The 23625-nt window shown below is 54.4% G+C and carries 30 protein-coding genes; 16 read left to right on the forward strand and 14 right to left on the reverse strand.

Annotated elements, in window-relative coordinates; translation table 11 throughout:
* The first annotated feature begins 31 nt into the window (after positions 1-31).
* Complete coding sequence (locus tag RX972_RS15225) at positions 32-670, forward strand: TetR/AcrR family transcriptional regulator (protein WP_255881329.1); 639 nt, start codon at positions 32-34, stop codon at positions 668-670.
* Entirely contained in the window at positions 667-1161 is a 495-nt protein-coding gene (locus tag RX972_RS15230) for a GNAT family N-acetyltransferase (protein WP_316876611.1), read from the forward strand. The genes RX972_RS15225 and RX972_RS15230 overlap by 4 nt, the downstream gene beginning before the upstream one ends.
* A gap of 160 nt (positions 1162-1321) precedes the next feature.
* On the opposite strand, the gene RX972_RS15235 is transcribed toward RX972_RS15230, so the two are convergent.
* Together RX972_RS15235 and RX972_RS15240 are read right to left on the reverse strand one after the other, a co-directional pair.
* Positions 1322-1696 (reverse strand): tautomerase family protein, encoded by a 375-nt coding sequence (locus RX972_RS15235; RefSeq protein WP_027901931.1) that lies wholly within the window; start codon positions 1694-1696, stop codon positions 1322-1324.
* Positions 1697-1702: 6 nt separating this feature from the next.
* Positions 1703-2038, reverse strand: a complete 336-nt coding sequence (locus RX972_RS15240; protein ID WP_099269715.1) for a carboxymuconolactone decarboxylase family protein — start codon at positions 2036-2038, stop codon at positions 1703-1705.
* A gap of 107 nt (positions 2039-2145) precedes the next feature.
* Here RX972_RS15240 and RX972_RS15245 point away from each other — a divergent pair, with 107 nt between their 5' ends.
* On the forward strand, positions 2146-3033 hold the full coding sequence (locus tag RX972_RS15245; RefSeq protein WP_316876615.1) for a LysR substrate-binding domain-containing protein: 888 nt from the start codon (positions 2146-2148) through the stop codon (positions 3031-3033).
* 45 nt (positions 3034-3078) lie between these two features.
* Here the strand turns inward: RX972_RS15245 and RX972_RS15250 are convergent, their stop codons facing one another.
* Both RX972_RS15250 and RX972_RS15255 read right to left on the reverse strand, forming a co-directional pair.
* Complete coding sequence (locus RX972_RS15250; RefSeq protein ID WP_099269716.1) at positions 3079-3378, reverse strand: DUF3144 domain-containing protein; 300 nt, start codon at positions 3376-3378, stop codon at positions 3079-3081.
* Between the two features lie 240 nt (positions 3379-3618).
* Positions 3619-4179 carry an ATP phosphoribosyltransferase regulatory subunit gene (locus RX972_RS15255; RefSeq protein WP_316876672.1) on the reverse strand — a complete coding sequence of 187 codons (561 nt, stop codon included), beginning with the start codon at positions 4177-4179 and terminating at the stop codon, positions 3619-3621.
* A gap of 347 nt (positions 4180-4526) precedes the next feature.
* On the opposite strand from RX972_RS15255, the gene RX972_RS15260 reads away from it, so the two are divergent.
* Entirely contained in the window at positions 4527-4976 is a 450-nt protein-coding gene (locus RX972_RS15260; RefSeq protein WP_316876619.1) for a hypothetical protein, read from the forward strand.
* Between the two features lie 451 nt (positions 4977-5427).
* On the opposite strand, the gene RX972_RS15265 is transcribed toward RX972_RS15260, so the two are convergent.
* Together RX972_RS15265 and RX972_RS15270 are read right to left on the reverse strand one after the other, a co-directional pair.
* Positions 5428-5763 (reverse strand): hypothetical protein, encoded by a 336-nt coding sequence (locus RX972_RS15265; protein ID WP_316876621.1) that lies wholly within the window; start codon positions 5761-5763, stop codon positions 5428-5430.
* Positions 5764-5811: 48 nt separating this feature from the next.
* On the reverse strand, positions 5812-6177 hold the full coding sequence (locus RX972_RS15270) for a hypothetical protein (protein ID WP_316876624.1): 366 nt from the start codon (positions 6175-6177) through the stop codon (positions 5812-5814).
* Positions 6178-6472: 295 nt separating this feature from the next.
* Between RX972_RS15270 and RX972_RS15275 the strand changes: the two genes are divergently transcribed.
* The 6 genes from RX972_RS15275 to RX972_RS15300 all read left to right on the forward strand — a co-directional run bounded on the left by RX972_RS15275 (position 6473) and on the right by RX972_RS15300 (position 13196).
* Positions 6473-6895 carry a hypothetical protein gene (locus RX972_RS15275; protein WP_316876626.1) on the forward strand — a complete coding sequence of 141 codons (423 nt, stop codon included), beginning with the start codon at positions 6473-6475 and terminating at the stop codon, positions 6893-6895.
* A 16-nt stretch (positions 6896-6911) separates the two neighbouring features.
* Positions 6912-7175 carry a hypothetical protein gene (locus RX972_RS15280; protein WP_316876628.1) on the forward strand — a complete coding sequence of 88 codons (264 nt, stop codon included), beginning with the start codon at positions 6912-6914 and terminating at the stop codon, positions 7173-7175.
* A gap of 98 nt (positions 7176-7273) precedes the next feature.
* The gene (locus tag RX972_RS15285; RefSeq protein ID WP_316876631.1) at positions 7274-7888 is read left to right on the forward strand and encodes a TetR/AcrR family transcriptional regulator; all 615 of its coding nucleotides are present in this window, start codon (positions 7274-7276) and stop codon (positions 7886-7888) included.
* A gap of 75 nt (positions 7889-7963) precedes the next feature.
* Positions 7964-9073, forward strand: coding sequence for an efflux RND transporter periplasmic adaptor subunit (locus RX972_RS15290; protein ID WP_316876633.1), 1110 nt, complete (start codon positions 7964-7966; stop codon positions 9071-9073).
* Positions 9070-12141: an efflux RND transporter permease subunit gene (locus tag RX972_RS15295; protein ID WP_316876635.1), complete on the forward strand. Its 3072-nt coding sequence runs from the start codon at positions 9070-9072 to the stop codon at positions 12139-12141. Before RX972_RS15290 ends, RX972_RS15295 begins: the two co-directional genes overlap by 4 nt.
* A 128-nt stretch (positions 12142-12269) precedes the next feature.
* Positions 12270-13196, forward strand: a complete 927-nt coding sequence (locus RX972_RS15300; protein ID WP_316876638.1) for a Gfo/Idh/MocA family oxidoreductase — start codon at positions 12270-12272, stop codon at positions 13194-13196.
* 210 nt (positions 13197-13406) lie between these two features.
* Here the strand turns inward: RX972_RS15300 and RX972_RS15305 are convergent, their stop codons facing one another.
* Positions 13407-14795, reverse strand: a complete 1389-nt coding sequence (locus RX972_RS15305) for a surface-adhesin E family protein (RefSeq protein ID WP_316876640.1) — start codon at positions 14793-14795, stop codon at positions 13407-13409.
* A 59-nt stretch (positions 14796-14854) separates the two neighbouring features.
* Positions 14855-15145, reverse strand: coding sequence for a DUF3630 family protein (locus RX972_RS15310; RefSeq protein WP_316876642.1), 291 nt, complete (start codon positions 15143-15145; stop codon positions 14855-14857).
* 113 nt (positions 15146-15258) lie between these two features.
* Here RX972_RS15310 and RX972_RS15315 point away from each other — a divergent pair, with 113 nt between their 5' ends.
* The 4 genes from RX972_RS15315 (at position 15259) to RX972_RS15330 (ending at position 17281) form a co-directional block, all read left to right on the forward strand.
* Positions 15259-15471 carry a hypothetical protein gene (locus RX972_RS15315; protein WP_316876644.1) on the forward strand — a complete coding sequence of 71 codons (213 nt, stop codon included), beginning with the start codon at positions 15259-15261 and terminating at the stop codon, positions 15469-15471.
* Positions 15468-15875: a hypothetical protein gene (locus RX972_RS15320; RefSeq protein WP_316876646.1), complete on the forward strand. Its 408-nt coding sequence runs from the start codon at positions 15468-15470 to the stop codon at positions 15873-15875. The genes RX972_RS15315 and RX972_RS15320 overlap by 4 nt, the downstream gene beginning before the upstream one ends.
* A gap of 398 nt (positions 15876-16273) precedes the next feature.
* Positions 16274-16732, forward strand: a complete 459-nt coding sequence (locus RX972_RS15325; RefSeq protein WP_316876674.1) for a GNAT family N-acetyltransferase — start codon at positions 16274-16276, stop codon at positions 16730-16732.
* Positions 16733-16795: 63 nt separating this feature from the next.
* The gene (locus tag RX972_RS15330) at positions 16796-17281 is read left to right on the forward strand and encodes an ATP-binding protein (protein WP_316876648.1); all 486 of its coding nucleotides are present in this window, start codon (positions 16796-16798) and stop codon (positions 17279-17281) included.
* A 53-nt stretch (positions 17282-17334) separates the two neighbouring features.
* Here the strand turns inward: RX972_RS15330 and RX972_RS15335 are convergent, their stop codons facing one another.
* The 6 genes from RX972_RS15335 to RX972_RS15360 form a co-directional block, all read right to left on the reverse strand.
* Positions 17335-17661: a low molecular weight protein tyrosine phosphatase family protein gene (locus tag RX972_RS15335; RefSeq protein WP_122395796.1), complete on the reverse strand. Its 327-nt coding sequence runs from the start codon at positions 17659-17661 to the stop codon at positions 17335-17337.
* Between the two features lie 85 nt (positions 17662-17746).
* Positions 17747-18277: a demethoxyubiquinone hydroxylase family protein gene (locus RX972_RS15340; protein WP_231666647.1), complete on the reverse strand. Its 531-nt coding sequence runs from the start codon at positions 18275-18277 to the stop codon at positions 17747-17749.
* 211 nt (positions 18278-18488) lie between these two features.
* Positions 18489-18935, reverse strand: a complete 447-nt coding sequence (locus RX972_RS15345; RefSeq protein ID WP_316876654.1) for a GNAT family N-acetyltransferase — start codon at positions 18933-18935, stop codon at positions 18489-18491.
* A 61-nt stretch (positions 18936-18996) separates the two neighbouring features.
* Positions 18997-19794, reverse strand: a complete 798-nt coding sequence (locus RX972_RS15350) for a phosphodiesterase (protein ID WP_122706227.1) — start codon at positions 19792-19794, stop codon at positions 18997-18999.
* Between the two features lie 415 nt (positions 19795-20209).
* Positions 20210-20692, reverse strand: a complete 483-nt coding sequence (locus tag RX972_RS15355; RefSeq protein WP_316876658.1) for a hypothetical protein — start codon at positions 20690-20692, stop codon at positions 20210-20212.
* 352 nt (positions 20693-21044) lie between these two features.
* Positions 21045-21671: a hypothetical protein gene (locus RX972_RS15360; protein ID WP_122395801.1), complete on the reverse strand. Its 627-nt coding sequence runs from the start codon at positions 21669-21671 to the stop codon at positions 21045-21047.
* Positions 21672-21921: 250 nt separating this feature from the next.
* On the opposite strand from RX972_RS15360, the gene RX972_RS15365 reads away from it, so the two are divergent.
* Together RX972_RS15365 and RX972_RS15370 are read left to right on the forward strand one after the other, a co-directional pair.
* The gene (locus tag RX972_RS15365) at positions 21922-22563 is read left to right on the forward strand and encodes a hypothetical protein (protein ID WP_122395802.1); all 642 of its coding nucleotides are present in this window, start codon (positions 21922-21924) and stop codon (positions 22561-22563) included.
* A gap of 712 nt (positions 22564-23275) precedes the next feature.
* Positions 23276-23625, forward strand: a 350-nt coding sequence (locus RX972_RS15370) for an Imm50 family immunity protein (protein ID WP_316876662.1), incomplete at its 3' end; no start/stop codon positions are given.

Here is a 23625-nt window from a genome sequence, read left to right on the forward strand (position 1 = left end):
AAGGAACCTTCAGGTTTTGAATTCGCATTCCATGAGCACTGTCAAAGCATCGTTAAAGCCAAGAAAATCAGCGGTTCAGGCCCGATCCGTTGCGACGGTTGAGGCGCTTCACACGGCGACCCTTCAGGTTTTGACCCAGTACGGGCTGACCCGCTGCACTACCACGCGTGTCGCTGAGCGGGCCGGCATGTCGGTTGGCAGCGTCTATCAGTACTACCCGAATCGCGATGCGTTGCTGGCGGCGGTGCTCGAAAAGCATCTGCAGGAAGTTGTCGATACCGTTGAGTTGGCCTGCGGTCGATGTCACGGAAAAACAGTCGCTGAAATGGCATCGGGTTTTATCGTGGCGTTTCTGGCTGTCAAACTGCGTGATCCGGTGGTATCGAAAGCGCTCTACGCCATCGCAGCAGAGCGGGGCGGAGCTGAACTGGTCGCCCGCATAAACGCCCGCATGCTAGTCGCGATGACGAACATGCTGACCACGGCGTCTGACGCACATTTTGACAATCCCGCCCTGATTGCCTCGATCTCGCATACCGCAGTGGTCGGACCTGTGCGAGCCTTGCTTGAAGGGCATGGCAATCCTGACTTCGAGACCTGCCTCGAAGAGCAATTGACCTTGATGTTGACGGCCTATCTTCAAGTTAATCAGCGCGTTAAACGTCTATGAAGCCTTTTAGAATTCGTGAGTTAACTTCAGCCGACACTGAAGCGTTGCTGGCGTTTGAAGTCCGTAACCGTGAGTGGTTTGAATCGCACATTGATGCCCGCGAGCCTGACTTCTATTCGTTGCAAGGTGTCGCGGAGCATATCGACTGCTATCTCGCCGACTTTGCCCTTGGCGTCTGGCATCCATTTGTCATCGAAGATTCCAGTGGGCGAATAGTCGGGCGGGCAAATCTGAAAGGCATGAGTTCGTCAGGCCAGACTGGTGAGGTCGGGTATCGAATCGACCAGGATGCTTGCGGACAAGGGCTGGCCACATTGGCGTTGAAGCATATGATTGGACAGGCAAAAGAGCGTTGGGGGCTTGTGCAACTGGTTGCTTATGTCTTCAAGGAAAACCTTGGTTCGAGGAAGGTGCTTGAGCGCTGTGGGTTTCGGCTAGAGCAGCCTTCGGGTGATGATGCTGCTGAGTGTCGGTTTGTTCTTTCTGTTTAGAGAGGTCTGCATTCCGATACGCCGTTTTGTATGGATGGCACGCCGCTGTCCGGTAGGAGCTAACTTGTTGGCGAGGCATTGGATCTTCTCAATCAGATAATCCGCTTCGCCAACAAGTTGGCTCCTACCGGGACGGCGTTTCAATTCAATTTGATCAGCGTTAATGACCCCGACCACCTCCAAATGACCAGTCTTCACTTGCGGTTGTGGTGATGACCACCATCACATCCTCGGGGTTGAACCCTGGCGAACGTCCCAGTTTTTCCACCAGATCCCGATAAAAGCGCTGCCTGGTTTCAACGCTGCGAGGACGTCCTGCGGTAATCGCAATCAACACAAAGTCCTGGCTGCGCGGCCCGCCAAGATAGTTGCGGTCAAATATCAGCTCGCCCACTTCATGCTGGTGAATGACCTGAAAACGATCTGCCTCGGGCACCTCGAAACTGTCGACCAATGCTTCGTGCAAACTCTGAGACAGTGCCTGTAAATAGTCAGCGGATTTGCCTCGGTGCAGCGAAATACGTGCGAATGGCATGAATGATTACTCCTGGCCGCTGACAGGGTGGGCTTCTAGTTCCCTGAGCAGATTCAGTGCCGAAGCTGCCGTTGGCCAGCCTGAATAGAACGCCAGATGGGTGATGGCTTCGTTCAATTCATCGACACTCAAACCGTTATCCCGCGCGCGTTGTAAATGAAACGGCAGTTGCTCAAGCCGGTACATCGCTACCAGCGCAGCCACTGTCGTCAGGCTGCGTTCACGGGGCGTCAGTTGAGTGCGTTTCCACATGTCGCCAAACAGCACGCTGTCTGTCAGTTCGGCAAACTTTTGCGGATATTGCCCTTGTTGCTCCAGCTCCTGAACGATGGATGAACTCATGATGCTTTCTCTTGATTCGCCAATGGGTCAGGAAAACTATCAAGTCGTAATCATTCCGAATATCAGATTTAATGGCGGTAATGATCCCAAAAAAGTGGACTGTTTCCATGCGTCGCCCCACCTTCGATCTTGATGTGTTGCGTACTTTCGTCACCGGCGTTGAATTCAACAGTTTCGCTAAAGCGGCAGATCGTCTCGGGCGCTCAACGTCTGCGGTCAGTGCTCAATTAAAAAAGCTGGAAGAACAGGTTGGCACGCCTGTGTTGGCCAAATCGGGACGCGGGCTGGTCCTGACGCCCGTCGGGGAATCTCTGCTGAGTCATGCCCGTCGATTACTGGAACTGAACGACGGCATTTTTCAAACTTTGCACGAGAGCCAGACGGCCGGAACCATTCGTCTTGGTCTTCAGGAGGACTTTGGGGAGCACTTTCTCAGCGAGATCCTTCGCCGTTTTGTGCAGACGTATCCAATGGTGAGTCTCGAAGTCCGGATCGCACGCAACGCCGAATTGCTCGCTCTGATTGAAACCGCAGGGCTGGACCTGGCCCTGACCTGGGACACCGGGCACAACTCGCCTTATGCCGAGCATTTAGGCGAAACCCAAATGCACTGGATCGGAATTCGCGACACTCCGTTGCTGAGCCGTCCTGTGGATTCGCCGCTGCCGTTGATCCTGTTCGACGCCCCGTGCGTATTGCGCAGCGCCGCCACCCAGGCACTGGATGCTGCGCAAATTCCGTGGCGCATAGCGCTGACCAGCCCCAGTGTGGGAGGAATCTGGGCAGCGGTCTCTGCCGGATTGGGCGTGACGCTGCGAACACGCATCGGCCTGCCGGATAACCTGACTTTTCTGGACGGTTTACCCTCGGTGCCGAGCCTTGGGTACGTGCTTCATGGCGCAGGAGACGACCCAACGCCTGCGACGAGGCATCTGGCTGAGTTGATAAGGATGAGTTTGCAGGAGCAGACGGTCAATTTTGTTGGCGCGCAATAGGGCGTTAAGCAACGCCCTGACGAAACCGTTGCTCTGTTATCGCTATCAATCAGGTTTTTTAACCATCATGTACTGGCTGAAATTATTGATGTGATCGTCCAGATTATCTTCAAGCATTAGCCGGTACTGATCACAAAAATACTTCAGCATCGCCTCACGCGCCTGAGCCATTTCCTCGCCGGACTTGAAGCTGCGCGCGCTGACCCAGGCATTGAATCTTGTGGTGCCAAACATCATGGATGCATTGACCTGTCCGAGGTTTTCGAACGCTTTAAGCTGCTCGTTGGACAGTTCGATGTGCGCGTCGGCGCGGTCATAGAATGCCTGGTCGGTGGTATCTGACATTGCGGATTATCCTGGTCATTTTTTTTGGCTGGGTGCATTAAAGCATCTGCGTCGTCTGCATCCATAATTGCAATCGTTTGCAGGAGCTCAACGCCTGTCACCACGAGGTCTTGCGGCAAACAATGGGCCTGTAGGAGGGAACCTGTTCGCGAGCTGCCTGACGCGGTGTGTCAAACCAATCGCCTCGCCAACACGTTGGCTCCTACAGGTCCCCCGTCTACTGGGCAACCACGGTTCAAATCATATTGATCCACTCAAAGCAGAGGCCAGGACCAGTCGCTCAAGCCCGATGCCGAACCCGGCACCTTCTCGATAGGCTCCGCCGCCGACAACTTGTTGCTGTGCGCCTAAAGCAGGGCATCGCACTTCGAAGCCATTGCCCTCCAGGTAGTAACTCAGCCCGCGTTTCACGGCTAGATTGAGTTCGTAGTCGAGGCCCAGCGAGTCGAGGAAACCCGTGCAAATGGCCTGGCTACGCTGCAAAGCCTCCACCGGATCGGCACTCAGGATTTCGAGTCCCAGTTGGGTGAACTCGCGGTACCGACCGGCTTGCGGACGCTCATATCGGTAGCATCGCGCAACGTAGAAAAACATCGCCTCTTGCCGCGATCCGAGAAGTACATCGTTACGCTCCTGAAAAAGCGCGGTGGCCTCCGGGATGAGGCAACAGGGACGTCCGGCCTTGTCATTGAAAGCCCACATTTGCCCGATTATTTCACTTCCGCCGGCCTTCTCGATAAAAGTGTCCTGACCCCATAACGCTGGAACGATGGCTTCCTCAGCTTCAGCTTCGATGAAGATAACTCCGGAAACGGCCTTCTATTTCACGCATGATTGATGCTTCTTTCCCGGTTACTATTCGTGTTCCACGTAGCATTGTCATTTTTGTGATCTCCAATTTACAGGCAATAAAAAAGGCGCCACAGGCGCCTTGGTTTTTTTCATTGAGTCGTCAGAACAAGTGGTTTGAGTTCTGATGAATCGATGAGCATGAGCAACCGCGGCACCTTGAGCGAGGTCCGTGATGGTGATGTCGGTTGCATTGAATAAATTTGGTCATGGCCAATCCTTGCACAGAACCGGGAGCGCCGACAAGGCACACCATTCATGGCAACCGGATACGAAAACAATAGAGAGCAGTAGCGCGCATGAATGAGTGGGACATTTTCGAAACGGAACACTGGCGAGTCAGCCATCGGCGGGATGCGCGTTACGGCGGTTACCTGATGGTCAGCTCAATCGCTGCTGCTTCGGATTTCATGGACCTCGGCGATTCAGCACTGGCTTCGCTCGGAGACGTCCTGCGGCAAACCGAGCAGCTTCTTTTTCAGGTCTTTGAGCCCTTAAAGGTCATCGTCTACAAGCTGGGTTTTTCGGCGGGTTTCAATCTGCACTTTCATGTGGTTCCAGTGACGCATTCACTGTTGGCAGAAATAGAAAAACATCCGGATTACTCTAGCGAACCTGACGGGAATGACACCATTCTTTTCTTGAGTCGCCAGTACTGCGAGCGGCCGTTGAATACCGAAGAGAGTGAAGCTCAGCAAAAGACAGTGATTAATCTCCGGACGCTTTACTGCGCAAATAGCTTTATCTAGAACTTATGCGCACCCCAAAGCCGCCGATAATTATTGCCTGCTTAACGAGTAAATGGAGTTTCTGTGATACCGGGATATCGCGTACGCATTTATTGCTTTTTAGGGGCTGTTTTCTGCCTGGGCTGCGCCTGGCTAGCGGGAGAGCGGCTGCATGATGCGTTCACCCTTTGGCAATTCGATGCGCTCACCGGGCCACGTCGGCAATCGGTGAATGAGCATCTGATATTCGATGACCAGCCAGGGCGTTTCCTTTGGTATCTACTGGAAACTATCGCCACGTTCATCTTCTTCAGCGGAGTAGGACTCGCCATGACGTGGGGCGTACTGCGAGGGCGTCGGGCGTTCAAGCGTTGGCATTAGAAGTTTTAGTCAGGAGTTGCTTATTGAGCGAACTCGGTAAATGACACACTGCCACACCAGCCGTTGCGGCACGGCCGGATGTCCCGTCATCTCAATACTCTTCACCTTCGTCACCCTTAATCTTTGCCGCCAAGGCCCGAGCAATTTCCTTGGCTTTGCCGATCGAATCATCGCTGTAGATGAAAGAAATCACGCCCCTGCGGTAGTCGAAAAAATACTGACGCTGGGTTGAGGGCGACGTCCAGCGTGCGGTGCTTTTTCCACTGATGGTGATGGTTTCACCGGTATTGGGATTAAGGCCGCTAATATCATCCCCTAGCGCCATTGACGGATCATTCGCACAGAATGTTTGCCATTCCTCAAGAGCTATCACGTTCTCTTCTGCCCGTGCGCTATCCGTTCTGTATATGTGGAGTTCGTAAGCCATATTTTTGCTTCCTGTACAAAGGCGTAGTGGTTCAGGTTTCAACAGAACTCAGTCAGACGAGGAATCCATAAACTCACCATCATCCCCCTGAAGCTTCGCGTCCAGATCGCGTGAAATCTCACGCAGTTTAGTAATGGCCTCATCACTAGGGTTTTTGGTGTAAAGCTCACCTAGCTCTGGGTTATACCAAAGTGGAAATGACTCGCCCGGTATGGAAACCATGAAATCCTCGGGGCTGTTGGCGGTGTCTCTGACGACTTGCGGGTCTGTGCTCACGTACGCTTTCCATTGCTCAAACGTGATGATGGGGCCGGATTCATCGGCCCAGAAGGGTTTCCGAGTGATATGGATGTCATAACCCGCGAGGGCGGATGCACTGGCGAACAACAGCATCAATGAAATGAGCGTGCGCATGTGAACGTCTTATCAAGAGTGTGCGTGCATTGTTTGTGAGGTGTGCCCGGGCTGTCCAGCAACTTTCCGGATAGCGCAAACGTGTCATCGTTCTTGGCGGGCAGACTGAATTGGAATGCATTATCTGTAGGAGTCGCCCCAGTCACGCCTACAGTAAAAAAGTATTAAAAATCAGGTAGTTGTATTTTGTTTGGTAAGAGCTGCCGATGTTTGTCGCTGCGCTGTGCCCATGGATCCGCTTTAGTCGGAAATACCTCGCTACGTTAGTATTGGTTTTTGTGAACAGGAGGCCGATATGCAGCGTCTGGCGAAACCAACGGATTACGTGTTGACCGATGTTCTTGGAAAACAGATGTACACGATTCCATGGGAGACCCGATTGTGCCCAGGTAATCCTGCTGATGATCCGCAGGATGGCGCGTCGCTCTATAACGAGTTTGTGCTGGCTCAAGCCAATGGCGAGCAATCGCGAACGCCTGAGCAACAGGTCGACGATATTATTGAGTGGACCCTCGCGACACCCGGTGAGGCGGCGCGCAGTCTGGCGGTTGATCTGGCAGCGGCGTATCAGGGCACGTATCAGTTTCGGATAGAAGATCTTGAACACTGGGACCCGCAAACCAAAGCGTTGCGTGCGCATCTGATTTTCCACAATCAGGATCTTCGTAGTCTTGGCGCCTCACAGGTGATGGCTTTACGAAACAGATCAACGACGTAAAACAGAGAGGTAATTGATGTCTGCAGATCCGCTATGCCTTGTGTTTGTGCCTGCTCTTGTCGCGGTCCTGAGCGCCGCTGAGAACAGCAAAGGTTCGCCACTCACGGAAGCTGAGGTGGTTGATATTCGAGACCGCGCCACCTGTATCGCTCTGTCGTTCAGCACTGCGCTTGAGATGGAACAGGCGCGTGGATATCCCGATATCGTGGCTGAGGATTGCTGGAACCAATGGCAAACGGTACGACTGCAATTGGCTGGAGCTTCACCCGGACCCCTCTGAGTAAAAGCGAATCGCTCTTTTATCGAGCTGATTTTAGTGACCAGGGTTCAATTGGGTCACTGGTTGCCAATCCATGCTCACAGAGCTAAGTTAGAAACATGACTAACCAAAACGATACGCCGCCTTCGCGCGGTCCCTCAGATCATAGCGTTCGCGATCAGGTTGTGGACGCTGCTACACAGCATTTCGGCCACTATGGATATGAGAAGACCACGGTGTCTGATCTTGCCAAGGCCATTGGTTTTTCCAAGGCCTATATCTATAAATTCTTTGACTCCAAACAGGCCATCGGCGAGGTCATTTGCTCTAACCGGCTGGCGATGATCATGGCCATTGTGGATGAAGCCATCAAGGATGCACCAACAGCTTCCGAGAAGCTGCGCCGCCTGTTCCGGTCGCTGGTCGAGGCTGGCAGTGATCTGTTTTTTCATGATCGCAAGCTCTATGACATTGCGTCCGTGGCCGCTCGGGATCAGTGGCCGTCCGCGATGGCCCATGACGAACGCTTGCGCCAGCTCGTTCAGCAGATCGTGCTTGAGGGCAGGGAGTCTGGCGAGTTCGAGCGCAAGACTCCGCTGGACGAAGCTGTGCAAGCCATTCACCTGATGATGCGCCCTTACATCAGTCCGGTGCAGTTGCAATACAACCTCGAAATCGCGTCCACAGCGCCAGTGCTCCTGTCGGCATTGATACTGCGCAGCTTGGCACCCTGATATTGTGACCATTGACTAATTTGGTCACTATCTAGAGAATTGGATTCCTGCTCACTTATTGAAGTAAGGGATCCCATGCTCTGGTCCAGACCTGCCACTATCGCCGTGTGTGTGCTGCCATTCCTGCTGGCTGCCTGTGGCGAGTCCTCGAACGTACGTGATCCGCGCAATCAGCCTCCACTGGTGAGGACTGCTGCCGTCGCGAACGCCGTCGATTCATCTCGGTCGTTCACGGGCGTCGTGGTTGCTCGCGTTCAGAGCGATTTAGGGTTTCGCGTCTCCGGCAAGGTCCTGGAGCGTCTGGTGGATACGGGCCAGACGGTCAAGCGGGGTCAGCCGCTGATGCGTCTGGACCCTGTAGATCTTGATTTGCAGTCCAGGGCCCAGCAACAGGCCGTTGCCGCTGCAGAGGCGCGCGCGCGGCAGACGGCAACTGATGAGGTTCGTAATCGAAACCTGATCGCTTCAGGTGCTATTTCTGCGTCGAGCTACGACCGGATCAAGTCGCTGGCCGACACTGCGAAAGCCGAGCTGAATGCCGCGCAAGCCCAGGCCAGTGTTGCCCGCAATGCGACGGGGTACGCGACGTTGCTGGCCGATGCCGACGGGGTGGTTGTCGAAACCCTGGCAGAACCCGGGCAGGTCGTAAGCGCAGGTCAGCCGGTGGTGAGGCTGGCAAAAGCGGGGCAGCGTGAGGCCATCATCCATTTGCCCGAAACACTGCGTCCGGCTGTGGGCGCTCCCGCTCAGGCGAGGTTGTACGGTAATAACTCAAGCGTTATCCCTGCGAAGCTGCGACTCCTTTCAGACGCTGCTGATCCGCTCACCCGTACCTTCGAGGCCCGTTATGTGCTGGACGGCGCCTATGCCAGTGCACCGCTCGGTTCCACGGTCACGCTCAGCATCGCTGACTCCAAAGAGGCTGAATCTGCATTTACAGTGCCCGTCGCGGCAATCCATGACCCCGGCAACGGGCCGGGCGTGTGGGTTATTTCAGGGACACCGGCGAAAGTGTCATGGCGTGCCATCGAACTGCTCGGTGTCAGCGACGACTCGGCAAGGGTGAGCGGCAGCCTCAGGCTCGATGAGCAAATCGTGGCGTTAGGGGCGCACCTGCTTCATGAGGGCCAGGAGGTGCTGGTGCTGCATCCGGGCGCCAATGGCGTCGCAGGAGTGAGGCCATGAGTGGCGGGCGCTTCAATCTTTCGGCCCTTGCGGTTCGCGAGCGGTCAATCACGTTGTTCCTGATTTTCCTGATCGGGGTGGCCGGAACGCTTTCTTTTTTTAAATTGGGTCGTGCAGAAGATCCGCCGTTTACCGTAAAACAGATGACCGTTATTTCTGCCTGGCCGGGCGCCACTGCGCAAGAGATGCAGGACCAGGTGGCCGAGCCGCTTGAAAAGCGCATGCAGGAACTCAAATGGTATGACCGAAGCGAGACCTACACCCGTCCAGGCTTGGCGTTCACCATGGTTTCACTTCAGGATAAAACGCCGCCTTCCCAGGTGCAGGAGGAGTTTTATCAAGCCCGCAAAAAACTGAGCGATGCCGCGCGATCCTTGCCTGCCGGGGTTATCGGTCCGATGGTTAATGATGAGTTCTCGGACGTGACCTTTGCGCTCTTTGCGTTAAAAGCAAAAGGTGAACCCCAGCGTTTGTTGGTGCGCGACGCTGAATCCCTGCGGCAGCGCTTGTTGCATGTGCCCGGCGTAAAGAAGATCAATATCATCGGAGAGCAGGCCGAGCGCATCTTTGTGTCGTTCTCTCATGAGCGGTTGGCGACGCTGGGCATCTCGCCTCAGGACATTTTTTCAGCACTGAACAACCAGAACGTGCTGACGCCTGCCGGTTCGATAGACACCAGCGGGCCCCAGGTGTTTTTGCGTCTGGATGGCGCTTTAGACACGCTTGAGAAGATCCGCAACACGCCCATCGTGGTTCAGGCCAAAACGCTCAAGCTGGCGGATGTCGCGACGGTTGAACGGGGTTACGAAGACCCGGCGACGTTTATGGTGCGCAATCAGGGCGAGCCCGCGCTTTTGCTGGGCATCGTGATGCGCGAGGGGTGGAACGGTCTGGATCTTGGTAAAGCGCTGGATGCCGAGACGTTGAAAATCAACACCGCTATGCCGCTGGGCATGACGTTGTCGAAGGTCACTGATCAATCCGTCAACATCAGCTCGGCCGTTGATGAGTTCATGATCAAGTTCTTTGTCGCGCTACTGGTGGTGATGCTGGTCTGCTTTCTCAGCATGGGCTGGCGAGTGGGCGTGGTGGTCGCAGCGGCTGTGCCTCTCACGCTGGCGATCGTCTTCGTGGTGATGGAAGCTTCGGGCAAGAACTTTGACCGTATTACTTTGGGGTCATTGATTCTCGCCCTGGGGCTGCTGGTGGACGACGCCATTATCGCCATCGAAATGATGGTGGTGAAAATGGAGGAGGGCTATGACCGCATCAAGGCGTCCGCCTACGCCTGGAGTCATACGGCTGCACCCATGCTGGCGGGCACGCTGGTCACTGCGGTTGGTTTCATGCCTAACGGTTTTGCTCAGTCAACGGCGGGTGAATACACCAGTAACATGTTCTGGATCGTGGGTATTGCGCTGATTGCTTCGTGGGTTGTCGCAGTGGTTTTCACGCCGTATCTGGGCGTGAAAATGTTGCCCGACATCAAGCCGGTCGAAGGCGGGCATGCGGCCATTTACGATACCCCTCATTACAACCGCTTTCGACGAGTGCTCACCCGCGTTATCGCCCGAAAATGGTGGGTAGCAGGCGCGGTCATCACTGCTTTTGCCGTGGCGATCGTCGGCATGGGGCTGGTTAAAAAACAATTCTTCCCGACGTCAGATCGTCCTGAAGTATTGATCGAAGTGCAGATGCCGTATGGCACCTCGATTGAGCAAACCAGCGCCACGACAGCCAGGATCGAAGCGTGGCTGAAAGAGCAGGAGGCGGCAAAAATTGTCACGTCTTACATCGGACAGGGTTCGCCGCGTTTTTACCTGGCAATGGCGCCGGAGCTGCCGGACCCTTCGTTTGCAAAGATCGTTGTGCTGACCGAGAGTCAGGAAGCACGGGAGTCCCTCAAGCACACCATTCGCGAGGCAGTTGCTCAGGGCCTGGCACCTGAAGCTCGGGTGCGAGTCACACAACTGGTATTCGGTCCGTATTCACCCTTTCCAGTCGCCTACCGCGTGATGGGACCCAACCCTGACACACTGCGTGAAATCGCCGGGCAGGTGGAAAAAGTGCTGCTGGCGAGTCCGATGATGCGTACCGTCAATAGTGACTGGGGGCCACGCGTACCGACGCTGCATTTTTCGCTGGACCAGGACCGCTTGCAGGCAGTTGGACTGACGTCCAGCGCAGTCGCCCAGCAATTGCAGTTCCTGCTCTCAGGCGTGCCGATCACGTCTGTACGCGAAGACATTCGCTCGGTCGAGGTGATGGGGCGGGCGGCAGGAGATATCCGTCTGGACCCGGCGCGCATTGAGGGCTTTACCCTTGTGGGCTCTGCCGGTCAGCGCGTTCCACTGTCGCAGATCGGAGAAGTGGGTGTGCGCATGGAGGACCCCATTCTGCGACGCCGTGACCGCGTACCGACAATTACGGTGCGGGGCGATATAGCAGAAAACCTGCAACCCCCGGACGTGTCCGCGAAGATCATGAAAGATCTGCAACCCATCATTGCCAGCCTTCCTGATGGATATCGCATCGAGCAGGCCGGGTCGATAGAGGAGTCAGCCAAAGCCACGGTGGCCCTGGCGCCTCTGTTTCCGATCATGATTGCGATTACTTTGCTGATCATCATCCTGCAAGTGCGATCAATGTCGGCGATGGTCATGGTGTTTCTGACCGCGCCGCTTGGGTTGATCGGCGTGGTGCCGACCTTGCTCTTGTTCGGTCAGCCGTTCGGAATCAACGCCCTGGTGGGGCTTATTGCGCTGTCCGGCATCCTGATGCGCAATACGTTGATTCTGATCGGGCAGATCGACCACAACGAAAAGGAGGGGCTCGATCCGTTTCATGCGGTGGTTGAAGCGACCGTACAGCGGGCACGTCCGGTGCTGCTCACGGCTCTGGCGGCGATTCTGGCGTTTATCCCGCTGACCCACTCGGTGTTCTGGGGCACCCTGGCTTACACCCTGATTGGCGGTACGTTGGGAGGCACCGTCATGACGCTGGTTTTCCTGCCGGCGATGTATTCCATCTGGTTCAAAATTCGTCCTGACAATGGCAAGGCCGTGTAACGCCAGGCAGTGCTCACTTGATCGTTTCAGGGGCACAAGAGACTTGCCACAGTGATGACTTCCCTGCCGTACAAACGTAGTCTTGGTGGATCGTTTTCCCGATAACTACAAAAACTCAGGAGTCATCGATGCAACCGATCCGTCTCGGTCTGGTGGGCTACGGCAAGATTGCCCAGGATCAGCACGTTCCCGCTATAACCGCCAACCCCGCGTTTCAGCTGGTGGCCGTCGCAACGCAAGGTAAGCCTTGTGCCGGGGTAGAAAACTTTCAGTCCTTGAGCGAGTTGCTTGAAAAAGGCCCGCAAGTCGATGCGGTTGCTTTCTGCACACCGCCACAAGGGCGATTCGCGCTGGTGCAGGAAGCGTTGGCGGCGGGTAAACATGTGTTGGTCGAAAAGCCGCCGTGCGCCACGTTGGGTGAAGCGATGGCGTTGGCAAGTCAGGCTGCGGAGCAGGGCGTCAGCGGGTTGTTCGCTTGGCATTCGCGTTATGCACCCGGGATCGAAGCTGCTCGCGACTGGCTGGCCACTCGCACGTTGCAAAGCGTGCAGATCGACTGGAAAGAGGACGTGCGTAAGTGGCACCCCGGTCAGGCATGGATCTGGCAGCCGGGTGGGCTGGGGGTTTTCGATCCGGGCATCAATGCCTTGTCGATTGCCACCCATCTTTTGCCGTTGCCGCTGTTCGTTGAATCCGCGGATCTGCGAGTCCCGAGTAACTGTCAGTCGCCGATTGCCGCGTCCATCAAGATGTCTGATGCCCGTCAACTGGATGTTCGCGCGGAGTTCGATTTTGACCATGGTCATGATGAACTCTGGAGCATCGAGATTCACTGTGCCGAAGGTGTTCTGCGACTGGACAACGGTGGTGCGCTGTTGAGCATCGACGGCGTACGTCAGGCCGTTTCGGAGGAGGGCGAGTACGCCGCTGTATATCGACACTTTCAGCAGTTGATTGGCGACAAAGCCAGTGATCTGGATTTGCAGCCGTTACGACTGGTCGCGGACAGTTTTTTTGTAGGCAGCCGGACGTTGGTTGAGCCGTTTTACGATTGAGCCTGCAGAAACCCGATTTCTGTAATGGTGTTCCTGGCACCACGCTGTCGTGCATCAAACGGAGACTTGTAGGAGCGCGCTTGCCCGCGATGGCATCTGGTCAGGCAACGCATTTTTTGCTGACGCACCGCATCCTCCGGAAGCGGCCCAGACCAAGCGCGCTCCGACAGGGCTAGTGTTTTTCCTGTTGGAGCGAGTAAACGCGGTGCTTTACCGCGCATTTACCACCTGCATATTCAGTGATGTGTAATCTTTTTCGTCAGTGCGGGCATGATAGAAAAAGCCGTAATCCACAAGGTAGTAGTAATGCTCTGTCTGGGGGAGCGTGAAGCCACCCATGTTGGTGCGGCAGATCAGTGCTTTCGCGTTGCCCTGCAGATTGGCGTGCAGTTTTTTCGCGGGTTGCTCGCTGTCCACTGAACACTCGACGGTTTCGGGGTCTTCGCCCAGTTTCCCAAGCACATTACTGGACAGGCTTCGAGTGAAGGTGTAGCCGACTTTGCTGCCCACGTTCAGGTGTTGCCAGTCGCCCTGGAAGGTCAGACTTTTCATTACCAGAGTGTCATGGGAAAGTTTGGCTTGTTCTCTGCCGGACAGCTCCAGCAGTCCGCGCCAATTAATCTGACGCCCGACGTGATTTTCGTTTTTATGGGCAATCGCGAGCTGCCCGGTAGTCGGGTCTGTGGACAGAGTAAGCGCTTTGCCGTCTTTCCATTCAATCTTGCCATTGCTGCGTGTCCCGGCGAACTCGATGTAATTGAGCTGTCGGGGCGGCGCTGGCATGCGCAGTTGTTCGATGTTTTTCAAGACTGACGGATTGACGTCGGGCAGGGCATCGGCTGCCACCGTTGCCTTGCTGCGCTGCTTGTGTGCAGGCAGGGAGGCCAGCGAGTCGGGTGCCTTGCACACATGCTCGAACAGTCTGGACAGGTCCTCGTCCGCGGTATTTACGGTCTTTGATACGGGAAGTCTCTCAATTTGCCCGTCGGTAACTTCATTTTTGGCGTTGAGGTAATAAAGCCCCAGCAGAGTTGCGTTACGCGCGCTGCAGTCCATGACGTAGTGTTCGCGTGTCTGGGTGAAAGGCGCGGTGTTGGACGGGCTGATACTGGTTTTCGGCTCATCATGGGCCGACCAGAACTGCACCTTGTCGCCCTTTTTCTGCAGGCTCGTGATGTCGAGCAGTAGCTGTTGTTGATCGTCAGCCCCGGCGACCTGACGCCAGTCCGGCATTGGCAGGTTTTTGCACGCGCGAGTGAAGTCCCGATTGTCCATCAGCACGGTATGGTATTGCGCTGGCAGTGGCGTTGCAGGGGTGTAGAACCCGTAATTGCCGGGATAGAAGCGCCTGTATTTGAACGAATAAACCTGATTGACCTGCGGCTGTGAGCAGGCGGCTGAAAACTGTGAAGAACTCCAGAATGGCGGGCCTGAATCGGTCGGGTCAGCGACCTGAAAGTTAATCACGTCACCTTCACGCATCACGCTGTTGGGTGTGAAAGGCTGTTCAAGCAGCGCAGTCTGTTTGTCTGCTGGCACCTGATGGCTGGAGCAGGCTGCAAGGCTCATGAAGGCAAGAGGAACAATCGTGCGTCGCACCGGTGTCTCCAGTCAGTCCGTTTGATGGGGGATAATTACATAAGTGGTTAGATACGAAATCAGGATTTTGACAGGGCAGGCTCAAACGCCACCGGGAAATCCGCTGCCAGCAAACGATGAGCACGTTCAAGCAGGTCTGTTGGTTGATCCCGCTGCGTATTGAACAAGCTGATGCCCAAATGATGTTCAAGGTGCAGCGTGAGTGTCTGATCGCCGACCAGCAAGTCCCAATAACGCTGATCAAGGGCGTCGACTTTTTGCGTCCAGACGCCTTGAAGTTTTTGCTCAAGCTTTCGGGCGATCACTTCAAATAAATGCCAGTCGGCTGCTTCGGATATTCTCAGTTCCACTGGGTTACCTCTACTCGCAGGTTGTTGCCTTGCTTAACCGGGGATGACCTGCCGACCGGTTACGGGTTATATAACACTCCGCAACTGACCACACGACCCAAGAGCGCCAGACAATGTTATCTGAACAACAGGCCCGCGCCATCGTGCTTGCTCTCCATGACGGTTATCTCAGGGACGGAAAGCCGGAGCGTTTTGTTGTTTATTTTTGTGAGCTTTCTGCCAATGGCGATTACTGGGTAGTTCGCTCCAATTCTGAGGATTACGTTGTGCTGGCAAGACGGAGTATTGCTATGTTGGCGTTAATGCTCACCTTGTCGACGTCTTGACTGGAGCGGTCGAGACAGTTTGCAGTGCCATAAGTGTTGAAGAGTACCTGCAAGACAAGTACGACCTGCGTACGGCTGGGGAAAATCTTTACGTGCTCACTCCAACGTTTAGCCGTGAACATAAACCCGAACTGATTAACCTTCGTCGAAAACTCGAATGCTCTTACCCGCAAGCCCTGATGTTGATAAACGAGCAGCGTCAGTGGCTGACGGGCAGGCGTCGCTATCTTGAATGTGTGCAGCAGTTGCTTGTGGATCAGGGCATCTCCACCCGGATTGAGCTGCATTCTGAATCAGGCCAGGCGATTGCCATTGGCGTCGAATGCTGGCATATCGGCGCTGCGTTGAAGGCACTTCGTTCCAGGATTGCCGCTTTCTCGAAGAGCGATCAGGTAACGCAATGACCCAGGAGTTATCTGACCGCGAAATCAAAACGCTGCTGATAGCCGCCGAAGAGCATGGCCTGGCGCTGAGTGATCTGGAGCAAATCAGACTTCAGTCCGAAATGAATTCGGCAGACATCCTGAACAAGTTGGCACTAACTGTTGCCGAGGGCTACCTGTCGCACGCCTTGACCTATGAGTTTTGCGATGGCGTCATGAATGGGATCGCGAATGCCATCTTCGAAGTAGGCATAGTGACTGATCTGCCACAGCCAGCCTTCGCGCTTTATCAGGCTTTCGATCAAGGCGAGTGGGTTCGCAGCAATGATCCGCCAGGTACTGATCCGGGTGAGAAATACACCAGACCTGTGGTGATGGAAATAATGAACTCATTGGAAGTAAACAAAAAGGAACCCCATATGCTCCGCCTGATCTGGCTGCGCGATGATATGCAGTACAGCAATACCTTCGCACAGTGGGTGCACGAACAATTTGCTTATGAGTACGTCGATCGCCCTTTGAGTGACTGGCAGCGTGAGTTTGCCGAAGGGCAGGTTAATGGTGACTGGCGATGCCTGATCGCCGTCGAGGACGGCCTGCTTCTGGGCGGTGCTGCACTGGCCAGAAATGACCTGGCCGAACGCCCTGACATCGGCCCTTGGCTGGCCTGCGTTTTCATCGCCCCGCATGCACGGCAGCGAGGTCTGGCGGAGCAACTGATCGAAGGCATTTGCGCTACAGCCAAGGCCAACGGCAATACGCGACTGTATCTGCATACTCATGATCGCCATGAGTACTACGCCAAGCGCGGCTGGCAGGTGCTGGAGAGTTTTCAGGCGTGGGGTAAGGAACACAGGCTGATGGGGCGGGATCTTTGACTGTGCTTGAAGTCGGGCTGCTCTAGGCAGATAGCCACCACATTTTGACAACAGGACCTGTCGATGCCAACTCCGAAACTGCATCTCATGTGCGGCAAGATCGCCTCCGGCAAATCAACACTTGCGAAGGCTCTTGTCGCTGAACACTCGGCAATCCTGCTGAGTGAGGATCACTGGCTCTCGAGGCTTTACCCTGGCGAGATCAAATCAGTGACCGACTATGTGCAATTCGCCCATCGAATTCGTGATGTTTTGCGCCCGTTGGTGATCGATATATTGCAGTCGGGCATCAGTGTTGTTCTGGATTTCCCCGGCAATACCCGTGCAGACCGAGAGTGGTTACGCGGTCTGGCGGAGTCTGGCGGGGTAGGGCACTGTTTGCACCATCTGGACGTGGATGATGATATTTGCCGCGCCAGGTTGCACGCCCGCAACAAGAGTGGTGAGCATGACTTTGCGGCGACCGACGCGGAGTTTGATTTGATCACTCGATACTTCCAGACGCCAACGCCGGAGGAAGGGCTGGATATTGAGGTTCACCGTTTGTAATTCATCAGTTGATTGACGATTGTCAGGGCACCCAGCCCTGACAATCTCCATCATCAAACGGGTAAAAAGCGATGAACCTTGGCTTTCAATATCTCAATCAATTCAGGTTGCATGTATTCAAAGTCGTCAGGGATATCGAGGCAAACAACTCGCTTGTCTTTCAGCGCACTGGCAAACCTTGCCTTGAGTTTCCTGCGATGAGCAGGCTCCATGACGAATATCAGCTCCGCCCTCTCGACAAGCTCCGAGTCCACGGGAACGTCGGCGTCATGACCGACCCCCGCAGATGACGTTGTTACACCCGGCCAGTTTGCAAAAACATGTTCAGCGGTCGGGCTGCGCAATCTGTTTTTACCGCAGACGAAAAGTACATTCAGCATGTATGAAACCTTTAGCCGACGGGGTTGGGATCGGTCAGTCGTTGTTTGGAATAGTGCTGTCGCAACCCGTAGACTTTGCGTGATTTCAGGAACGCATGCCCATCCATATCACGGTTTCTGTCCACGCCGTTACTAGTGGGTTAAGCGCTCTGAACCAAGGATCGCGGACATCAATTTGCGCCGCTGATTGGTCGTGATGGTGTTGTTCCTCTTCCACGATCGAAGTAATAGCGGCCACTGCATGTGGATCGATATCACCGAGTTCATGAAGCTGATGAGCAAGGTGTTTGAGCACAACACTTTCAACCGCTACGGTGGTCGCCACAATGGCTTTGCGACCACAGATGCCGGTGACCAGACCCAGCACCAGACCGCCAATACCGCACAGCCAGTAACTGCGGCAGCGCGGATAATTGCGCCGTTGCAGTTCAGCTTGAAAAACGGTCCGATGACGGCGCTCATGGGAGAGAAACTCCTTGAGTTCACTCACCATACCTGGAGCAAAGAGCCGAGCCATTAACAACTGCCCGCTATAGATGCAGATAGCGCCGTGCTCGCCGGCGTGGTCGACTTTCATTATTCGGTTGCCAAGAGGCGGGTAGTCAGTTTCAGTCACGCTACTTATGCCTTGTCCGAGACGGCGGACAACAAGTTTATCCTCTTTTCAGCATCGACCCTGACTCGGCGCTGTTGTGACACCGACACCTTGTCTGTGGGATCGGGTTCATTCGGGAAGAGTCGATTTTCGGGATGAAAATGCAGTGGATGTACTGGCCACTTTATGCACAAAGCCAATCCGGAACCGGGCAAGTGATACTTTTGCCTCTTCACGCATCCCCCAAAAACATCACATGCGTCGCGTGATCATCATCCAGCGTCTGAAAGCCGCAGCGTATGTAAAACGCAGCTGCATCTGAGGTGTCAGTGGACAGGCGCACGATGCGGAAATGTTGAGTTGCGTGTTCCACAAGGCGATTGACCAATGCCCTTCCGATGTTCTGACCTCTTGCTTCACGCGCTACGTACACCCTGCGTAGCCTGCCGATGTTTTCCTGAGTAAACGGGTCACGCGTCAGGCCTCCAACGCCTACGAGACGGTCTCCCAGATACGCCGCCATGAGGCATTCGCCCTGCGCGTCGAAGCGATTGGTTCCGGTACGCCATTCTTCAATCAAACGGGTGAGAAACCTGAAGCCCTCTGCCGTGGCTTCTTTTTCCAGTACCAGAGTCTGGGGAGGCAGTGTGGTGATGAGTTGAATATCTAATGGCGACACGCGATGTCCTCGTTTGGGGAGAGTCACTGCCTTGCCGGAAAATACGTGCACGGATTACCCATCAGGCAAACGGCAACGGGCCTGGAAATTTACCGATCGGAACCCAATGGGTGATAAGCCCGGTATCAGGTTTCCAGTGATGCAGGAGCAGGGCAGGCGGCTCTACGTAAGAGGCTTCCGGAGCATTTGCGTCCAGCGCCAAAGCGATGGCTGTGGTGGTGCTGGGGGCGGTGCACAACAGGGAGCCACCAAAGCGCAGTTGCATGGACCGGTGGATGTGACCGCAGACAATTCGCTCGATGGCCGGGTAACGCTCGACCACTTGAACAAGCCGATGCGCATTGATACACGCATACGTATCGATGTAAGGAATGCCGCTCAAGAACGGCGGCTGGTGGAGCATGATCAAGGTTGGTCGATCCGGCTCTTCCGCAAGGGCCGCTTCCAGCCATGCCTGTGCTGCTTCGGTCATGTCGCCGTGATGTTCGCCGGGCACGGTGATATCCAGCCCGATGATACGGACGGGCCCGAGGTCTGACGCAACAAAATGCAGCGGCCCATCGCGTTCAGCGCTTTCTGCCTGAGCAAACGCAGACCTGAACAACTCGCCATCATCATGATTGCCAGGGATCATCAACAGCGGTTGCTTGATATCCGCCAGTAACGCGCGGGCCATTTCGTACTCTTCCGGTTGTCCTTCATCCACCAGATCACCGGTGATGATCACCACATCCGGGCGCGGATGAAGGGCGTTCAGATGATCGATGGCCTGTTTGCACATCGTGTTTGAATCCACCAATCCTTTGTAGAGTTCGCCTTTTGGCCTGATATGCGGGTCTGACAGGTGGGCGATGAGCACTGGGTGTCCTCCCTGGAAAATGACTGGCTGTCGATGACAGCCAGTTTTAACCATTTAAACAGCGAAGGCGAGCGCCAGAAGTGGAGCGCCACCCGCCACGACGGCCCGCCAGTTCACAAAAGCAGCGCACTCCACCAGCGCTGCAAATTGTTCAGGGCAGCGTTGCACTGGCATAACCCTTTTTACTTCGCTGTCTTGAGGAAGTTGACCTGAACAATGAACGGGGAAATGTCGCCAACTGGCACGAACAGGTCATAGGCCTCCAGCGCGGTGAGCAAGGACACCGATCCTGGTTGAAGGTAAGTTACCCCTGCGCGGTGACCGTCTGGCGAACTCACCTATGAATGAAGTACTGACTCGTTTGTCGATACAGCGATGGTTAGATCTGCGCAGGTCACATCTCGACCTTGAGCCTTTAGCGAATAAAAGCAAGTACGCGCTCATACATGGCAGCGTCCCGCGTGATCAGTAACAGACTTGGACAGGCGCCAAGCAGAGCGTGTGTTGGTTGCAAATCCTCAATTTGTGACCAGAACTCGACGACCTCATTGCTCTCTCCGAAAGGTTGAAATGCGATAGCGCTGCTAAATCTGGAGAGCCTCGCCCGACTTGGAAGGCGCTCAAAGACATACCATTCGTCAAAGCCCGGCGTGGGCAACTGAGCGACATCTTCAATCATCGGACTGATCACCAGGTCACCTACACGTTGCCAACCGCTAGCTACCTCAGCAGTACTAAGGTTATGGGCTCCGCTATCCGACCATGCGATAGCAACGTGATGGCCCAGCACAAGCTGAGGAAGCTGGCTGATGACGTCGCCCAGGTTAACGTCGCATCCATTATCCCAGTTGAGGGTGCTGTAGCCTGCGTGCGCCCCGGTATGCAGTCCGGCTGTCATGTATCTTCCTTGCAGGATTAGCGATTGGGTATGCCTCAGCACCTTACTCTGGGTGAGGATTGCGTCAACGGGCATCCTGAGTTGTCTGACTGACAGCAATCGACCAAAGCGGCCGGTCGGCATTTAAGGGGGCGGCGGCGACCATTAAAAACGCAGAATCTATTCGGATGAAGCCGACCAAGGTGATGCCGCTGATAATTCTGGCTTGGTCATCAGAGATGACTTTTTTGGTGATTCAGAAAAACGTGGGTAGCCCCTCCGGTTTCTGACCATTAGAGCCCATAGTCAAGGCAGCTAGCGATGCAGATTAATGTACAGTGGCCCAACCCTTGGGTCAGGCCGTTGCCACCCTCTATCCGACCACTTTCTCATCGAACCAGGCATCATTGGTCAATTCATGAAACCGATAGCCGTTCGGTAACCCAAGATACTTAACAAGGTCTGGACGGTTAACGGCGAGGTGCTGGGCATGCACAGTCTTCAGGCTTTTGGTATCTCCGTTGTATTTGTCAGTGGTTATCCACCAACCAGACATATGCTCGGGGGAAGGGTACCGCACACCCTCACTTGCCTCTCCCTCAAGCACGCCATCGGAGATGACGATTAGCTGCTCAAATCGAGATGTAGTGAAATCTGCACCTACTTTCGAGCACACTGAGTGCTGCTCAATCCATAGCCTAAGCGTGGTACTGATGCCAAGCGCATAATCATCCGTCAGCGGCACCTGCTCAAAAAATATCAGCTCACGATTATCGTTCAGCTCCATTTTGGTAATCCAGGACCCATAGCCCAGGGTTTCACCAGAAGCCACCTGATGACCTTCCTCAATGTAACGAACCACGAGGTCTATGAACTCAATCGCATCATTTCTCAGGTTGGTATCATTGAAGTTCACACTTATTTCGTAGCCAAAGTGTTCTAGCAAGCCCTCAGATTTCAGCGCCACACCGGCGTCTGTTTCCGCGTTAATAATCTTCATTGATGTCTCCTCGTAGCGCCACGCACCTGGCCACCCGGTAGTCGGCTACAGGTTAAGCAGTGCGGATATAGTCGTTGCTGCCCATAGGTTGGATTGAGGGGCTTTGGCTGGTTGATGATCCGGAATACGGTCCCCACTCTTGGTTCCCAACTCCGTATTTCCGCACGTATGGCAACCAGTCTCACGACCAATCTCAGCCATTCAGTCTCCTTCACCCTTATTCCAATCTCGTCCGGACCCTCGTGCAGAGATGGAATCACCCGCAAAATCAGCCAGTCTGAGGGTGCCTTTTGAAGGCTCGTTGGATGAGTTTGAATCTGTTTCGCTGCCAAGTATATTTGTGGGGCCGATTTCAATCCTGTTGAATGGCGATGGCGATGTCGTCAACGCTGAGGAGGGTATGCCATCGATCATGCTATCGAGATTGCCCTTCACGGCAGAGCCGACCCAGATGGACATCACCGCAGTAATAACACACTGGACAGCCGGTATAGCCAAAAAGGCGAACTCACCTTTAGGGTCTACGAGAGAGCGGAGGACGCCCAAACTGACGCCCTTTGAGAGTCGTGGGATAATACCAAAAGGTCGCGTTATGAGTGGCAAGTGGGCATCTCTAAACCGGGAGGGTCAAATGTTTAAGTTGCATGAGATTTGGAAGTTTATTGATGAGAGTACTATGGCGATTTATTTTTGCTTCGAAGATCTCGAGCAGAATAAGTTTTGCGTTCAAAATGTGGAGTTTTACAAATCGCCTCTAGATGTTGATCGTGATACAAACGCTCGTAATCAGACGGCGCAGCTTTTCGTCGAAGAAAACCCCGTGGGGCGTTGCGATTGGGGTAATTCGCTCTTGGAAGCGATAAAAATCCACGATGATTACTTCAGCGACTAGATCCATCTTTCTGAGTACAGTGCGCTTTCTTCATTTAGGGTGGTTCTTTGGGGGGGGCGACATGTCTTATGCTAAAAATAATATTCATTGTGTTGCGTCGTGGAATTTCGGTGGTTTCCATATCCAGTTCGGCAAGGGGAACACGTCAAGGATCGCCAGATGGCGATTTCCAGCCGGCCCTTGGCGCAAACTGTAAAACTAAAGTTGATCGCCTGGACCTGCGAGGTTATAAAGCGACAAGTGATCCAAGAGCAAAAGGCCCCCACGGCCATCGGCCCGGTGTGACGACACCGGATGGAAGTCCTTATCTTTCGGTGCACCATTGATATGAGTAAATTTACGTATGACGACATAGTTAGAGTATCCGACAAGGCACCATTGGAAATAAGGCCTGGCGAGCGAGCATGGGTAGTTGGCGTTTACGACGATCGTCTCGGTGGATATTTTGATCAATTTCCACCAGGTACTATCTACTTAATTGAGTTTGAGGGCGGTTCGTCTATCGAGGTTCACGAGTCCATGTTGGATTTGATTGAATAGCCGGGTAAGGAGAGCCGATGATGGCGCCACTCCTGTTATTAAATAAAACTTGAATCTCGTGATTCGCTCGGGAGTACATCCTCAATGGGAACTTCCAAGCCCGCCAGAATTAACCGTTTGGGCATACCGCTCTGATGAGTATCAGTCATTGACGTCATCCTGGAGGCACACAGTGAAACCCGAAGAACTGATCAGCGGAGCCGAAAATGTTATTGAAACTATTGGTTTCTGGCCATCGTTTCACGACGCAGAGGTGATCTCTCTTCTGGTATCTCGCGGCCTTCCGGACCAAGATTCGGCTACGATCGCGAAGCTCTGCGTGCACTACCGAGAGCATGATGTGGTTGGCGTTGGGACGGCGGACTTTGAATACGTATGCCAGAAAAGTTTACTGGTTGAGCTGATATTCAGTGATATCTATGACCTTTCACTGACAGATTTCAATCGTAAGCGCTCCATAAACCCCACCGACTTCAAGATGGGTATCGCGCTTAGCTGGGCGACACCGGCGAGCAGTTCCAC

This window comes from Pseudomonas syringae group sp. J309-1, assembly GCF_032582135.1.
Taxonomy (GTDB): Bacteria; Pseudomonadota; Gammaproteobacteria; order Pseudomonadales; family Pseudomonadaceae; genus Aquipseudomonas; species Aquipseudomonas quasicaspiana.